Origin of the sequence: Streptomyces sp. NPDC007084, from assembly GCF_040703595.1 — a bacterium.
Classification (GTDB): Bacteria; Actinomycetota; Actinomycetes; order Streptomycetales; family Streptomycetaceae; genus Streptomyces.
In genome coordinates, this window is the sequence record NZ_JBEYFY010000005.1 from 164,852 (window position 1) to 179,419 (window position 14,568).

Annotated in this window: 13 protein-coding genes; 6 read left to right on the forward strand and 7 right to left on the reverse strand. The window is 74.0% G+C overall.

All coding sequences use genetic code 11. The features are described 5' to 3' along the window. Positions 1-45 precede the first annotated feature (45 nt). Both AB0912_RS07160 and AB0912_RS07165 read right to left on the reverse strand, forming a co-directional pair. Positions 46-1,125 carry a membrane dipeptidase gene (locus tag AB0912_RS07160; RefSeq protein ID WP_366696949.1) on the reverse strand — a complete coding sequence of 360 codons (1,080 nt, stop codon included), beginning with the start codon at positions 1,123-1,125 and terminating at the stop codon, positions 46-48. Next, a complete protein-coding gene (locus AB0912_RS07165; protein ID WP_366696950.1) occupies positions 1,122-2,582 on the reverse strand; it encodes an amidohydrolase family protein in 1,461 nt (486 codons plus the stop codon). Before AB0912_RS07165 ends, AB0912_RS07160 begins: the two co-directional genes overlap by 4 nt. A gap of 184 nt (positions 2,583-2,766) precedes the next feature. Here AB0912_RS07165 and AB0912_RS07170 point away from each other — a divergent pair, with 184 nt between their 5' ends. Both AB0912_RS07170 and AB0912_RS07175 read left to right on the forward strand, forming a co-directional pair. Next, positions 2,767-3,678, forward strand: coding sequence for an IclR family transcriptional regulator (locus tag AB0912_RS07170; protein ID WP_366696951.1), 912 nt, complete (start codon positions 2,767-2,769; stop codon positions 3,676-3,678). Then, positions 3,675-4,625, forward strand: a complete 951-nt coding sequence (locus tag AB0912_RS07175) for an ornithine cyclodeaminase family protein (RefSeq protein WP_366696952.1) — start codon at positions 3,675-3,677, stop codon at positions 4,623-4,625. Before AB0912_RS07170 ends, AB0912_RS07175 begins: the two co-directional genes overlap by 4 nt. Positions 4,626-4,629: 4 nt before the next feature. On the opposite strand, the gene AB0912_RS07180 is transcribed toward AB0912_RS07175, so the two are convergent. The 4 genes from AB0912_RS07180 to AB0912_RS07195 all read right to left on the reverse strand — a co-directional run bounded on the left by AB0912_RS07180 (position 4,630) and on the right by AB0912_RS07195 (position 7,768). Then, complete coding sequence (locus tag AB0912_RS07180; protein ID WP_366696953.1) at positions 4,630-5,265, reverse strand: hypothetical protein; 636 nt, start codon at positions 5,263-5,265, stop codon at positions 4,630-4,632. 139 nt (positions 5,266-5,404) lie between these two features. After that, positions 5,405-6,031 (reverse strand): sigma-70 family RNA polymerase sigma factor, encoded by a 627-nt coding sequence (locus AB0912_RS07185; RefSeq protein ID WP_366696954.1) that lies wholly within the window; start codon positions 6,029-6,031, stop codon positions 5,405-5,407. A 300-nt stretch (positions 6,032-6,331) separates the two neighbouring features. Further along, positions 6,332-7,093, reverse strand: a complete 762-nt coding sequence (locus AB0912_RS07190) for a DUF2071 domain-containing protein (RefSeq protein WP_366696955.1) — start codon at positions 7,091-7,093, stop codon at positions 6,332-6,334. A 426-nt stretch (positions 7,094-7,519) separates the two neighbouring features. Continuing rightward, entirely contained in the window at positions 7,520-7,768 is a 249-nt protein-coding gene (locus tag AB0912_RS07195) for a WhiB family transcriptional regulator (RefSeq protein ID WP_366696956.1), read from the reverse strand. 342 nt (positions 7,769-8,110) lie between these two features. Between AB0912_RS07195 and AB0912_RS07200 the strand changes: the two genes are divergently transcribed. From AB0912_RS07200 to AB0912_RS07215, 4 genes are all read left to right on the forward strand, one after another. Continuing rightward, positions 8,111-9,010: an oxygenase MpaB family protein gene (locus AB0912_RS07200; protein WP_366696957.1), complete on the forward strand. Its 900-nt coding sequence runs from the start codon at positions 8,111-8,113 to the stop codon at positions 9,008-9,010. 277 nt (positions 9,011-9,287) lie between these two features. Next, on the forward strand, positions 9,288-11,315 hold the full coding sequence (locus AB0912_RS07205; RefSeq protein ID WP_366696958.1) for a regulator: 2,028 nt from the start codon (positions 9,288-9,290) through the stop codon (positions 11,313-11,315). A gap of 60 nt (positions 11,316-11,375) precedes the next feature. Next, complete coding sequence (locus AB0912_RS07210; RefSeq protein WP_366696959.1) at positions 11,376-11,696, forward strand: DUF6480 family protein; 321 nt, start codon at positions 11,376-11,378, stop codon at positions 11,694-11,696. Positions 11,697-12,091: 395 nt separating this feature from the next. Further along, complete coding sequence (locus tag AB0912_RS07215) at positions 12,092-13,177, forward strand: MerR family transcriptional regulator (RefSeq protein ID WP_366696960.1); 1,086 nt, start codon at positions 12,092-12,094, stop codon at positions 13,175-13,177. A 128-nt stretch (positions 13,178-13,305) separates the two neighbouring features. Here AB0912_RS07215 and AB0912_RS07220 read toward each other — a convergent pair whose 3' ends face one another. After that, positions 13,306-14,517 carry a cysteine desulfurase-like protein gene (locus AB0912_RS07220; protein ID WP_366696961.1) on the reverse strand — a complete coding sequence of 404 codons (1,212 nt, stop codon included), beginning with the start codon at positions 14,515-14,517 and terminating at the stop codon, positions 13,306-13,308. Positions 14,518-14,568 lie beyond the last annotated feature (51 nt).

Genomic DNA, 14,568 nt, shown 5'->3' on the forward strand with positions numbered 1-14,568 from the left:
ACAGGGCACCTCTGGAACGGACTTGCGCGGAGGAAGCGGGCCGGCCTAGAGGGAGGTCTCCGGCGCCCATACCCGGTCCGCGTAGTCGAGGAAGTTCGTGCCGAGGATCTTCTCGATACGGCCGGAGCGGTAACCCCGCTGTTCCAGAAGGCGGATCAGGTCCCGGAACTGGTCGACGCCGCGCAGGTCGAGGACGAAGGGAAGGGTGTCGTCCCGCTCCCCCGCCGCGCCGACACCGGCGTCGCGCCGCAGCGCCACGTGTTCGGCGAGCCGGGCCCGGTAGGCGTCGAGGTCGTCGATGGAGGTGATCGTCCCGTCGGTGCCGATGCCGACGTGGTCCTCGCCGCACACGTTGACCGCGTGGACGATGTGCTCGACCACGTCGGCGGCGCTCGCGTGCCCGGACGGGTTGAGGAACGGCATGAAGTAGATGCCGACGAATCCGCCGCGCGAGGCCACCAGGCGCAGTTCCTCGTCCGTCTTGTTGCGAGGGAGGTCGGCGAGGGCACGGCAGCCGGTGTGGTTGATGGAGACGGGGAGCTTGGCCGTCCGGGCGGCGTCCAGGCAGGTGCGTTCGCCGCTGTGGGAGAGGTCGACCATGAGATGGTGCTCGTCCAGGGCCTCGACAACGCTCCGGCCGACGTCGGTCAGCCCCCGGTTCTCGGGCGCCATCGAGCCGTCGCCGATGTGGTTGGCCTGGTTGTAGGTGAGCTGGACGACCCGCACTCCGCGCGCGGCGAAGGTGGCGACCCGGCTGGTGTCGTCCCCGACGGCGACCGCGTTCTGGAAGCCGTAGATGACGCCGATCCGCCCCTCCCGCCTGGCGCGGTGGACGTCGGCGACCGTACGCACCTTGAGGAGGTCGGCCGCGTTGTCGCGGATGATGCCGTCCCACACGTCGATCTCGTGCAGCGTGTGCTCGTACGGGGGCAGCTCCCCCATGGTGTAGCCGAGCGTGATGTTGACGGCGGTGAGGCCGGAGGCGTGGGCGTCGGCCAACGTGCGCGCGTCGATGGTGAGTTGTTCGCTGGTGGGGTTCAACTCGGCGGCGGCCTCGGCCGACTGGGCGGCGTTCGGGTTGTCGAGCTGCCCGAGGGCGTTGACGATCAGGGGGAGGGCGGTCATCGGGTCTCCTCGGCACGGTGGGTCGCTCCGGGCGCGTCGGCCTCGGCGGACAGGTCGGGGGTGGGCCCCTCCACGCGGACGGTGGTCGGCCCCTCCGCGTGGGCGGGGATCGGCCCCTCCGCGCGGGCAGTGGCGGCCCCTTCCGCGCGGGCGGGGGTGTCGAATGCCCGGCGCTCGAAGCAGCGTCCCCGCTTCACGGTCAGCGTGACGCTCCGCAGGTTCTCGATGTCCCGCAGCGGATCGTCGTCCAGGACGACGAAGTTGGCGAGCTTGCCCGCTTCGACGCTGCCCATGGTGTCCTCGGCCCCCGCGCCGCGGGCCCCGATCAGCGTGGCGGAGCGCAGGACTTGCGCGGGCGACATTCCGCAGCGCCGCACGAGGAAGGCCAACTCCTCGAAGAGCGCGGGGAAGGGCTCCCCGGGGTCGGTCTCGTAGTCCGTGCCGGTCGCGATGTCCACGCCGGCCCGGTGGGCCTGCGCGGTGAGGACGGCGGCGAGTTCGGTGTTGGCCGCCGCCCGCGCCGCGTCGTCGGGCCCGTCGCCGGCCAGGGCTTCGCTCGCCCACATTCCGGCGGTGGCGTCGAGGACGGTCCCGCGCCGGCGCATCAGCGCGAACAGCTCCTCGACGTGCGGATCGTCTCCGGCGGTGAACCTCTCGTAGGCGACACGGGGTTTGCGCTTGTAGCTCGTCAGGGGTTCGTCCGTGCCCTCGAAGGCGAGCAGGGTGACGTGCGAGATGGTGTCGGCGCCGGCCGCGACGATCTGGCCGGGGGCGGCGGGGAAAACGGTCGCGTGAGCCCAGACGGGCACGCCCTGCCGATGCGCCTCGGCGGTGATCGCGGCGACGGTGGTGTGGTCGAGGTCCGCGTACACCTTGATGGCACTGGCGTGGGTTCCGCGGGCCAGCGCGACCGCCAGCGGCAGGTCGGTGTCCTTCGTGATCGCCTGCATCCACGGCACGGCGCCGGGCGTCTCGCCCTGCGACACCAGGTGGGTGCGCGGGTCGTCGAAGAAGCCGGGACCGGCCATGAGCGCGGCGTACCGGATGTCGGGGCCGGGGATCTCGCCGACGAGCGTGGCGCGTGCCAGGTCTCCCACCTGACGCAGGTCGTCCGCCATGTCGCGGATGGCGGTGACGCCGCTGTACACGAGCCGGCGCAGCACGGCCTCGGCCGCGGGCCGGTCGGGCGGTGTCGCGATGTGCTGGTGCGCGTCGATCAGTCCGGGCACGACGAAACGGCCGTCGAGGTCGAAGACCTGCGTGTCGGCGGGCAGTTGGGCGGTGATCGTCGCGTCGTCGCCGACCGCTCGGACGACCGGGCCGTCCACCACGATCGACGTACCGGGCCGTACGGGCCGACCGGTCCCGTCGAACAGTGTCGCGCCGCGGTACACCGCGACGGTCCCCGCCGCCGCGGGCGCGTGCGGCGCCGGTGCGCCCGAAACCTCGTCCGTCATCTCCACCTCATCCTGACCGCGCCTCGCCTCGACATTGCCTCGGCTCGTCCCGCTCCGCCGCTACCGGTCGCTACCGGCTACTACACTTGCGCACTTGTTACGCTGTATGTAACAGACGTATCGACTCTTGAAACATGCGCTACCGTACGCTCGCGTCCGACGACATCACAAGGAGGGGCCGGAGTTGCCCGCGGAATCACGGAGTGCGGTGGACAAGGCCCTCGACCTGGTCGAAGCGGTGGCGGGCGCGGACCGGCCGCCGCGTCTGACCGACCTGGCCGAGGAGGTCGGCCTGCACCGGGCGACCGCCTACCGGGTCCTCGTCGACCTGGTGCGGCGCGGCTGGGTGCTGCGCGCCGGCGACCGTTATCTGCCCGGCACGGCCGTGCTGCGCCTGTCGTCCTCGGCCGCCAGGAACTCGCTCGGCGCGCTCGCCCGGCCGGTGCTCGACGCGCTGTCCGAGCGCACCGGCATGATGGTCAATCTCCAGGTGCCGGAGGCCGACCGCTCCCGGGTGATCGAGGTCGTACGGCCCGACCGCCTCGCGATGATCAGCCGGCTTCTGGGCGAGGCCCTGCCCGTCCACCGGTTCGCCGGCCCGCTCGCGCTGGTAGCCGCCCTCGAACCGGCCGAGCGGGCCGCCTATCTGCGCGTCGCCGAGGCGGAGGGCCACCCGCTGGACGGCCCCGAGGGACTCCTCGCCGACATCGAGCGCACTCGCCGCACCGGTTTCGCCGTCGAGTACGGACGCAACGAACAGCCCGTCGCATCGCTGGGCCGGGCAGTCGTCCCGCGTCCGGGCGCGCCGGTGTGTGCGGTGACCGTGGTCGGTCTGAGCGCGGAGTTCGACGACCACCGCCTCGCCGCGCTCCAGGAGGCGGTGCGTGAGGCGACGGACGAGCTGACCGGGCTCCTCGCCGGCCCTCCGTCAACCGCCGCGGCTTCGGAACCGGCATCCGCGTCGGAACAACCACCCTCGGCACCACCGTCCACAGCAGCCGCCGCAGCTGCGTCGACTTCGCGATCCCCATCCCCATCGACATCCCCACCCCCACCGGCATCGGCCGCTTCTCCGCGATCGGAGGGCCCGGCATGAGCGAGATCCGTTTTCTCGACGGCGGGCAGACCCGGGCCGCGCTCGACCCGGCCCGGGTGATGGACGCCGTGGCCACGGCGCTGGTCGCGGTCGCCCGGGACCAGGTCTCCGCGCCTCCGCGCATCGCGGCGCACGCTCCGGGCGGCCTGCTCGGCGCGATGCCCGGTCACGTGCCCGGCCTCGGGCTCGCCGCCAAACTCGTCTCCGTGTTCGCCGACCCCGAACGACCCGGCCGCAGCAGTCACCTGGGCATCGTCGCGCTCTTCGACGAGGCGGACGGGCACCCGCTGGCCCTGATGGACGCCGGACCGCTCACCGAGGTCCGCACCGCCGCGAGCGCCACTCTCAGTGCCCGAGCCCTGGCCCGTACGGACGGCGGACCTGTCGCCGTGGTCGGGACCGGCGCCCAGGCACGCGCCCAGGTGTCCCTGCTCGCGGCGCTTGCCCCGAAGACCCCGGTCCGGGTGGCGGGCCGCGACCCTGGGCGCGCGGCGAGCGTGGCGGCAGCGCACCCGTCGGGCCGGGCCGCGCTCGGCATCGAGGACGCCGTACGCGCGGCCGGGACGGTGTTCTGCTGCACTGGAGCCGTACGCCCTGTCATCGACCGTGACTGGCTCGCCCCCGGCGCGCACATCAGCTCGGTGGGCGGTTCCCACGGACCCGAACTGGACGCGGCGACCGTCCGTGACGCCACTCTCTTCGCCGAATGGCCGGGCGCCGCCACGACCCCGCCGCCGTCCGGCGCCCACGAGTTGCAGGGCCTGCCGCCCGAGCGGTCGGTGACCCCGCTGGGCGCGGTCCTCTCCGGCGAGCTGCCCGGCCGCCGCGACGAGGACGAACTCACCCTGTTCAAGTCGACCGGTCACGCGGCGCTCGATGTCGCCGCCGCCCAGGTCGCCCACGCCGTGGCCGTCGCGGAGGGCTGGGGCACCCGCCTCTCGCTGTAGGCCTTCACACAGGGGCGTCGGATCCGGCGGGCCGCTCGGCGCGGACCTCGGCGAGAATCGCCTCCCACACCCGGGCGGGCGGACTCACGAGAGGTTCACCGGGGTATCCGGCGCGGATCGCCGCGCCGACGCGATCGAAAGCCTGGAGCCGTTCGCGGCAGGGGACGCAGTGCCGGAGGTGAGCCAGTCCCTCGGGGTACGAGCGATTCGAGGGGTGCGACGGGGTCGGCGGGTTCGACGGGGTCGGCGGGCGTGACGGGGTCGGCAGGTGCGACAGGGTCGCCGGGTGCGACCGGGCCGGCGGCTGCCAGGGGGAACGCGGCCCGTCGAGGACGTGCCGGGCGAGGTCGTCGGCCGAGAGATGACCCGTCGCTCCGGCATCGGTCCACGTCAGCCGGTCGTCCATCGCCGCCGGCCCGGCATCGGTCGCCGCCAGCCGGGCGTTCGTCGCCTCCAGCCGGGCGTCCCTCGCCGCCAGCCTGGCGTTTGTCGCCGCCAGCCGGGCGTTTGCCGCCTCCAGCCGGCTGTCGGTCCCCGCCGGGCGGGCGCCGGTCCCCGGCAACCGGGCCGCGGTTGCGGCCAACCGGGCGCCGCTGCCCGTCGACCAGGCTTCGGTCTCGGTCGACCGAGCATCGGTCATGGCCCACCTCTTCAGCTACCGAGCCGCCACGTGGACACCTCCCGGGCATCCGCCCCTCGCCCGTGCTTCAGCGTCGGCCGACCCGACGGATGCACGAACCTCGCGGACGCGCCCGTGGCCGCGCCCTCCCCCGTTCACCTCACGCGCGCAGCCCGTCCCCGCGGGCGTCCTGGAGGCAGCGGCTCAGTCCGTGCAGCCCGCGGCGGGCGTGGCTCTTGACCGTTCCCAGGGGCAGGCCGGTGACCTGGGCGATCTGGGTCTGGGTGAGGTCGTCGTAAAAGGCGAGGCTGAGCACGCGCCGCTGGGCGGGCGGGAGTTTCGACAGTTCGTGCCCGACGAGTACCCGGTCCAGGACCGCGTCCGGCTCCCCGGCCCGGTCCTGCGTGCGGAGCGCCATCACGGCTCCGGCCGCCGCCACGAGATCGGCCCGGCGGGTCCGGGCGGACAGGGCGTCGGCGATCTTGCGCCGGGTGATTCCGACGAACCAGGCCGCGAGGGCCCCGCGCTCGGGGGCGTATCCGGTCCTCCCGCGCCAGGCGGCGAGGAAAACGACCTGGGTGACGTCCTCCGCCTCGGCCGCGTCCCCGAGGGAGCGCCGGGCCAGCGTGTACACCAGACGTCCCCAGCGGTGGTAGGCGGCGGCGAGGGCCTGTTCGTCGCCCCGGACGAAGGCGGTGGCGAGTTCCCCGTCGTCGAGCGGCTCCCGTACCGGAGCCGTCCACGGAGCGGCGTGCGGCGGCTCCTGGGTGGTCTGCTGTGCGGTCATGGCGACTGCTCCTCGGACCGTGCGGTTGCGTCCTGCCCCGGGGCGGGCGGCCACTCGTGGGGCCGTACCGTCCCGAAGGCGTCGGGCATGCCGGGCGCGGTACGCATCCGCGTTCCGGCTCTGCCACCATCCGCAACACCGATGCACGGCGGCAACTTGCATCGACTTTGCATCGCATTGGGCCGGGTCGCGCTCGCACCCCCGGCAAGGTCACGCTCGCACCCCCGGCAAGGTCACCGGCCTGCCGAGCCGCCCGCACCCGCCAGGCGGCGGCGTCACCAGGCCGCCCCGGCGCCGCCCTCACGTCCCGGGCAGCGTCACCGGAGTACCGAACCGCACCGGCACACCGGGGGCGTAGAGCACGCTGAACGGCTCGTCCCGGGGCTCGGGGAGACCCGCGGCCGCGATGAGGGAGTCGTCCCAGTCGAGCAGGGAGCAGCGGCGGAAGGTCCACGCCGGGTGGGTGTTCGGCAGGTAGTACGACCGCCCGTGGGCCCGTCCGTGCAGTCCCCAGCGGTTGGTGAGGAACTGCTCGACGGGGTCCGGCAGGACGGGGTCGGTGCCGACGTCGAGCCATACCCGCGCCTGCGCCTCCGGGGTCCCGCGACGACTGGTGCGGTAGAGCAGCCGGGTGTCGAACCACTGACTGCGGATGCGCGACCACCGGTACGGGAGGCGGAAGGACGCGTCGGCCGCCAGTACGGGCAGCAGCCGGTCGCACTCCAGCGAGCGGAACACCACACCCCGTCGGCCCTGGGCGTCCCGGCTGTAGAGCCGGACGTTGACCTCGTCGAAGGAGCCGAAGTACGGGACGGGAGGGGTGCCGCCGAAGGTGAGGTCGCGCAGCCTGAAGAAGACCAGGCCGACGTACGTGCGGCCGTTGCGCAGGTCGGGGACGGTGCCGGGCGGCAGCAATCCGGCCACCTGGAAGGGGTCCGCCGGCCAGTGCAGGAACACCAGGTCACGCCAGTTCTGCCGGAACAGCGTCCGCCGTACCGGCCGCGGCGCGAGCGGGGTGACCGGCTCGACGGGCCGCGTGCCGCGGTGGTGCTGTCGGGACACTCCTCCGCCGGACACCATGGCTCCCCGCTCTCCCGGTTACCGGATCACGTCGAGGGTCGCGCCGGCGGCCGGCCGCACCGGACGGGCACCGGCCGAGAGCACATCGGCACTCGCACCCGCACGCGCCGGGCACGCCGGGCACGCCGGGCACGCCGTCAGAGTGGAGCCGAGTACTCCGCTCACGCCGAGTACTCCGCTCACGCCTGGGACCGGCGTCCGCGCGCCCCTGGCCTCCACGCCACACCTCCCGTCCGAATGCCACGGCTACCGCCTCGATGCCGCATGCCGCATGCCGCGACTGCCGTCTCGATACCGCGACTCCCGTGGCCCGGTTTCTCTCCGGACCGTCCAGGTTCGTCTGGCTATTCGGCCCGTGCTCGACGCCCGGATGCGGCGTCACCGAGCACCCACGCAGTCCTCGGCCGGTCACGTCCCGTGACGCCTGGCAGCGCGCCCGAGGATGAGGCCCCGGCGTTCGGACGCTGTCATGCCGCCCCACACCCCGTCGTACTCCGCGTTCAGCAGCGCCCAGCTCGCGCACGCGTGGATCACCGAGCAACGGTGGCAGACCGCGCGGGCCTGCTCGATCTGTCCTCGGGACGGGCCGTCCTCACCGAGGGGGAAGAAGAGTTCCGGGTCCTCGGTGCGACAGGCCGCCGATTCACGCCAGTTCATGACTCATCAGGCCCTCCGTCGGCCGCCGCGCGTTCGCGGGCAGGTCGTCTCCGCGGTGCCCTCAGCACCGCCCGACCCGGCAGAGGTAGGCATCAATCTAGGCTTTCCCGGCGAATTCGGCCATGCTGGAGACTGCCTCGGCCAGTCCGCGCGGGCCACCGGAAGTCGTCCGCACGGGCCGCATCCGATCCGCCGCGTACCGACGAATGCACCGGGGCCGGCACGCCGTACGTCACGGGCCCGCCCGGAGCACGACACGCCCGGAGCACGACACGCCCGGAGCACGACACGCCCGGAGCACGACACGGAGGGAGCACGACACGGAGGGAGGCCGCCCGTCCCATGAAACTCACCGGACCGGACATCACCGCGGTGCGGGAGCGGCTGGGCAGCGCGCTCTTCGCCCGCGTCGCGGGCCCCGACGGGCCGGAGAACCGCGCCCGTATCCACCACACGCCGGGACCCCGCTGGTTCGGCCCGGACCGGCCCATCCGCAGGGTGCACGGGGACGCGTCCATGTTCATCGGCGGCCTCTCCGCGCTGCTGCTCCAGTCGCTCCACCCGCTCGCCATGGCCGCCGTTTCCGCGCACTCGGGGTTCCGCGGGGACCCGTGGGGCCGGCTCCAGCGCACCAGCACCTTCCTCGCGACGACGACGTACGGGACCGCCGAGAGCGCCCAGGATGCCTGCGACCGGGTCCGCGCCGTACACGAGCGCGTGCGCGGGGTGACCTCGGAGGGCACGCCGTACCACGCGTCGGACCCCCACCTGCTCGGCTGGGTGCATGTCGCCGAGGTCGACAGTTTCCTGCGCGCCCACCAGCGCTACGGACTGCACCCGTTGTCGGACGCGGAGTGCGACGGCTATGTCTCCGACGCCGCCCGTGTCGCCAACGCGCTGGGCGTGGCCGACCCGCCGACGACCCTCGCCGAACTCGACGCGCGCCTCGCCTCCTACCGCGCCGAGGTGCGCGCCACCCCGGAAGCGCGGGAGGCGGCGCGGTTCCTCCTGCTGAACCCGCCGGTCCCGCTGGCCGTTCGCCTGCCGTACGGGGTGCTCGCGGCGAACGCGGTGTCCCTGCTGCCCTCCTGGGCCGCGGCCGAACTGCGGCTGCCACGGCTGCCGTTGGTCGACAGTGTGTGCGTCCGCCCGCTCGGCTCCGCGATCACCTCGGTCGTCCGCTGGGCGCTGACGCCGTCCCGGCAGACGGTCTCGGCGCCCGCCCCCGCCTCCGCCGCGTGAACGGGAACCGCGTCGACGCGCCCGCCCCGGCGCGTCTCTCTACCCCGGCGCGCCCCGTCAAACCGGCGGACCTCTCCGGACCGGCGCGCCTCTCGGAACCGGCGAGCCTCTCGGAACCGGCGGGCCTCTCAAAACCGGCGCGTCTCCCCGTCCCCGGACGCCTCCCCGCTCCCACGGGCTGCCCCATCCCGGCACATCTCCCCCTCCTCTACGGAATCCGGGGCCCAAGTCTGCGAAGTCCGTGCCGTGGTGGGTCCGAGGCCGGAAGACTGAGCGCGTGTTGAGAAACCTGCCGGCCGTTCCCCCCGACTTCGTCGGACGCGGAGACGAACTCGCCCATCTCGCAAAGGCGTTGCACGAGCACCGCGTCGTCACTCTGACCGGCGCCGGGGGCGTCGGCAAGAGCCGGCTGGCGCTCCACGCGGCGGACCAGCTGCTCGGCGCGAGCGGGGGCGGGGTGGCCTGGGCGGACCTCTGGCCGCTCCAGGACGACCGGCTGCTCACGGCCACCGTGGCGGACGCGGTGGACTTCTCCGACCACACGACGAACATGGCGCTGGACTCCCTCGCCGGCTGGCTGTCCGACAAGGACGTCCTGCTCGTGCTGGACTCCTGCGAGCACCTGGTCGGGCCGTGCCGTCGCATGGTGGCCCAACTGGTGCTGTCCTGCCCCCGGTTGACCGTCCTCGCGACCAGCAGGGAGCCGCTCGGCATACCCGGTGAACACCTCGTCGCCGTCGGTCCGCTGCCGCCCGCGACGGACGCCGTCGAGATGTTCTGCCGGCGGGCCGCGGCGGCGGGCACCCCGGTGTCGGCCCCGGTGGACATGGTGACCGTGGCCCGGCTGTGCCGGCGGCTCGAAGGCATGCCGCTGGCGGTGGAGCTGATCGCGGGCCAACTGACGCAGCGCGCGGTCGCGGAGATCGACCTCGAACTGGGCCCGCGGCTGGACATCACGGCCGAGACCGTTCCCGCCGGACCGCCACGGCACCGTGCCGTACGGACGACGGTCGGCTGGAGCCACGAACTGTGCACGCCCGCCGAACGCCTGCTGTGGGCGCGGATGTCGGTGTTCCGGGGCGAGGTGGACGAGGACACGGTCCGTGCCGTCTGCGCGGGCGGCCCCCTCTCCCCCGAGGCCGTCGGCCAGGCCCTTGCCGGGCTGTCCCGCAAGTCGGTCCTGACACGGCCGGGTTCCGCCTACCGGATGCTGGACACAGTGCGGGAGTACGGCACGATGTGGCTCGAACAACTCGGCGAGCAGGCCGAGTTGTCGCGGCGGCACGCGGACCACTTCCTTGCGATGGCCCGCGCCTCCCACGAGCACTGGCTCGGCGAACAGCAGGCCCACTGGTACGCGCGGCTCGGCTCGGCGCACGCCGACCTGTGCGCCGCACTCGACCATCTCCTGGACGACCGCCCCGACACGGCCCTCGACCTGATCGGGCTGCTCGGCTTCCCGTGGAGCTGCTGCGGTCATCTACGGGAGGCCGCGACCTATCTGGAGGACGCCCTCGCGCTGTCCGACGCGTCCGGCCCGGAGCGGACGCGGGCGCTGTGGGCCCTCGGTGTGACCCGTGTGCTGCGCGGAGAGCACGAGCCGGCGCGGCAGCTCGCCGAGTACTGCCGGCGCCGCGCGGACCTCCAGGACGACCTGGAGGGGACGCTGCGCGCGACGTACCTGCTGGGTCTGGCCCATCTCCTCCAGGGCCGGCCCATGACGGCCCGGCACCGCGTGGACGAGGCTCTGCGGGGCGCGGGCGGGACGGCGTTCACCTCGGCGGCGCATCTCCAGTGCCACCTGGTCCGGGTGTTCGCGCTGACGGCGGAGGGACTGCTCGCCGAGGCCCGCTGGGAGGCGCGGGATCTGCGGAACGGGTGCGTCGAGCGCGGCGAGTGGTGGACCCGCTCCTACGCCGACTACCAGTTGGCGCTCATCTCCCTCTTCGAAGACCGCGCCGACGACGCCACCTCGCACGCCCTGTCGATGCTGGACGGCAAACGCCGGATCGGCGACAGCTTCGGCCTGGCACTCGGCCTGGACCTGCTGGCCTCCGCGCTGGCCGCCCAGGGCGCGGGCGAACGGGCGGTCGCGGCGTTCGGCGCCGGGGAGACGTACTGGAGCGCGGTCGGCCATCCGCAGCGCGGCACTCCCGAGCTGGGGCCGGTCCGCGAGCGTTACGAGGACACGGCCCGTTCCCTGCTGGGCGACGAGGGATACGAGGAGGCGCTGCTGCGCTCGGCGCTCTCCGACCCGGAGACGGTGCTGCGGCATCTCCTGGACAGCTCCGGGCACGGTCCTTGAGGCCACTCGCCGGACGGCCGCGTGGTCGCTCATGGACGTCGGGGGTCCCGGCGGACGGGAGTGCACTGGCCTCCCGGGGGCTCTGGCCGAAGGACGTTCATCGGACGACTCGGGCGCCCTGGCCGTAACGGGGCCCCCGGACGGTGCCGGGGGGCTGGCCGCGAAGATGCGCCCTCACCCGTTCGGGCGGACGGTGGAGAGATGGCACATCCACTCGTACCACCAGGAGAGACCCCGCCCGTCGAGGGCTCCATCGCCGAGGCGCATCAGGAACGGCCGGACGGCGGGATGTGGGAACACCCGTATCTGTGGCTCGGGCTGATCGTCCTCGGCTCGCTGATCATCGCGGGCTTCTTCGTGGCCCGGATCAGCGGACTCTGACGCACGGCGAAGCGTCCGGATCAGCGGACTCTGACGCACGGCGGAGCGTCCTCCCCGGTGAGCCGGCGCGCTCTCCGGGGAGGACGCTCCGCCGTGCGTGAATTCGGGACCCCGCCGCGCACGAACCCGGGTCTTCACAGGGCGCGAACCCCGGGAGCCGCACCGCATCCGTCCGCCGCCCCCGGCCCGAAGGAGGGGTGAGCCCGGCGCTTCGGCCGGGCCCGGACGGCTTCGGAAGCGAGGCGAGCCCCTGTCATGACCTGCTGCCGCCCTCCCCGGAAGCCCGTCGCTCCCGACCGGGCCACTCCCGCAGACCGCGCCAACCCCTCCGCATCCGCATCTGCATGCGCAACCGCAACCGCATCCGTCTCCATCGGCCCGACAGGGGTCCGGGCATGGCGCTGAGCGCCCGCGAGGACGCGGACACCGAGAACGCCGACAGCGCCGAGAACGGCGAAAGCGGCGAAAGCGGCGAAAGCGGCGACGCCGGTGTGACCACCGGCTTCCTGGCCAGAAAGCTCGGCGTGTCCCCCACGACGCTGCGCTCCTGGGACCGGCGGTACGGGCTGGGGCCTGCCGTGCGCCCGGACGGCCGGCACCGCCGCTGGGCCCCGGAGGACGTGGCCATGGTCCAGGAGATGTGCCGGCTGACCGCGGTCGGCCTGCCGCCCGCCGAGGCCGCGCGCGCCGCGAAGGAGGCGGCCCGCGGCAGCGCACCCGCCACCCCGCTCCGGGTCGCCCGCGGCCCTGCCGACGTCCGCTTCCCGGAACGCCCGTCGGCCGCTCCTCCGCGCTCGCGGCCCCAGGCCTCGCGGTCGGCCACCGGGCTCCCGCTCGGCGACGTACGCCAGGAGTGCCGGGGCCTCGCCCGGGCCGCCGTACGTCTGGACGCGTTCGCCGTCCAGGAGCAGTTGACAGCGGCGGTCCGTACGCACGGGCTGGCCAAGGCGTGGGAGGAGGTGATGGTGCCCACCCTGCGCGCGGTGGGGCGCAAGTGGGAGTCGTCGGGCGACCGGTACGTCGAGGTCGAGCACCTGCTGTCCTGGCATGTGTCCGCCACCCTGCGGCACGTGTACGTGTCCGCCGCGGGCCACGGCCGGGACGCGGCGGCCTCCCCCGTCCTGCTCGCCTGTCTTCCCGGCGAGCCGCACACCCTGCCGCTGGAGGCGCTGAACGCGGCCCTGGCGGAACGCGGGGTTCCCGTCCTCATGCTCGGCGGAGCCGTGCCGCCGGAAGCGCTGATGACGGCGTTCCACCGGGTCGGTCCGTCCGCGGTGGTGCTGTGGTCGCAGTCCTCGGACACGGCGAACCTGCCGCTGGCCCGGCACATCGGCGCCATCCGCTGGGGTGTCCGGGGCGCGCGGACGCGGAGCCAGGTCCTGTTGAGCGGACCGGGCTGGGGCCGGCGGTCGGCGCCGGGCCTCCTGCGCCCCCGTCACCTGGCCGACGCGCTGCGCCTGATCTCCGCACGGGAGAACTGACGCGCCGGCCGCGCGACACCGCCGACACCCGCGAGACCGGCAACACCCGTGACGGCGACGATGGCGGCGGTGACGGCGGTGAGACGTGCGACACCGGCGTCAGGCCACGCCCCGGGGCCCGCTCCCCGTCACGAGGACCGCAGGAACGCGGCCAGCCCCTCCAACAGCCGCGCCACGTCGTCCTTGTCGTTGTAGGGCGACAGGCCCACCCGGAGCCCGCCGGTGTCGCCGAGGCCGAGGTGGCGGGACGCCTCCAGGGCGTAGAACGAACCGGCGGGCGCGTGCACGCCTCGGGCCGCCAGGAACCGGTAGGCGTCGGCCGTGTCCCGGCCCTCGAAGGTCAGCAGCAGGGTGGGGGTGCGTCGGGCCGCCCGGGAGTGGACGGTCACGCCGGGCAGTTCGGCGAGGCCCGCCTCCACCTCGCCGCGCAGCGCGTCCTCGTGGCGCTCGACGGCCGTGAACGCGGCCCGCAGCCGGTCGCGGCGATCGCCCGTCGCCTCCGGTGCGAGCCCGGCGAGCAGATCGACGGCGGCGGTGGTACCGGCGAGCACCTCGTAGGGCAGGGTGCCGAGTTCGAAGCGCTCGGGCACGGCGTCGGTGGACGGCAGCAGTTTGTCCGGCCGCAGCCCCTCCAGCAGTTCGGGGGCGGCGACCAGGACGCCGTGGTGGGGGCCGAGGAACTTGTAGGGCGAGCACACGAAGAAGTCCGCGCCGAGCGTGGCGAGGTCCACGGAGGCGTGGGCGGCGTAGTGCACCCCGTCCACGAGGAGCAGGGCCCGCGGGTGGCGGTGGACGAGCCGCGCGATCGCGGCGACGTCGGGGATCGTGCCGATCAGGTTGGAGGCGGCGGTCACGGCGACGAGCCGGGTGCGGTCGGTCAGCAGGTCGCCCACGGCCGAGGGCGGGAGTTCGCCCGTCGCCGGGTCGAAGTCGGCCCAGCGCACCACGGCTTCGGCCCGTGCCGCGGCCTGGATCCAGGGGCGGATGTTCGCGTCGTGGTCGAGCCGGCTGACCACGACCTCGTCACCGGGCGCCCAGTCCTTCGCGAGGGTGTGGGCGAAGTCGTACGTGAGCTGGGTGGCGCTGCGGCCGAAGACGACACCGGAGGGATCGCCGCCCACCAGGTCGGCCATCGCCCGCCGGAACTCCCGGACGCGGGTCTCCGCGTTCGTCTCCCCCGGCGTCAGGCTTCCCCGGATCGACAGTGGGCCGGTGAGCGCGTCGGCGACCTCCCGGGCGACCCGGGCCGGGGTCTGCGTTCCGCCCGGCCCGTCGAAGTGGGCGACACCGGACTGCAGGGCGGGGATCTCGGCGCGCAGCGCGCCGACGTCGTACGTCACTCGGACTCCTCACGGGCGGTGGCGCGCCCCGCGTGGGCCGGCCCGGAAGGC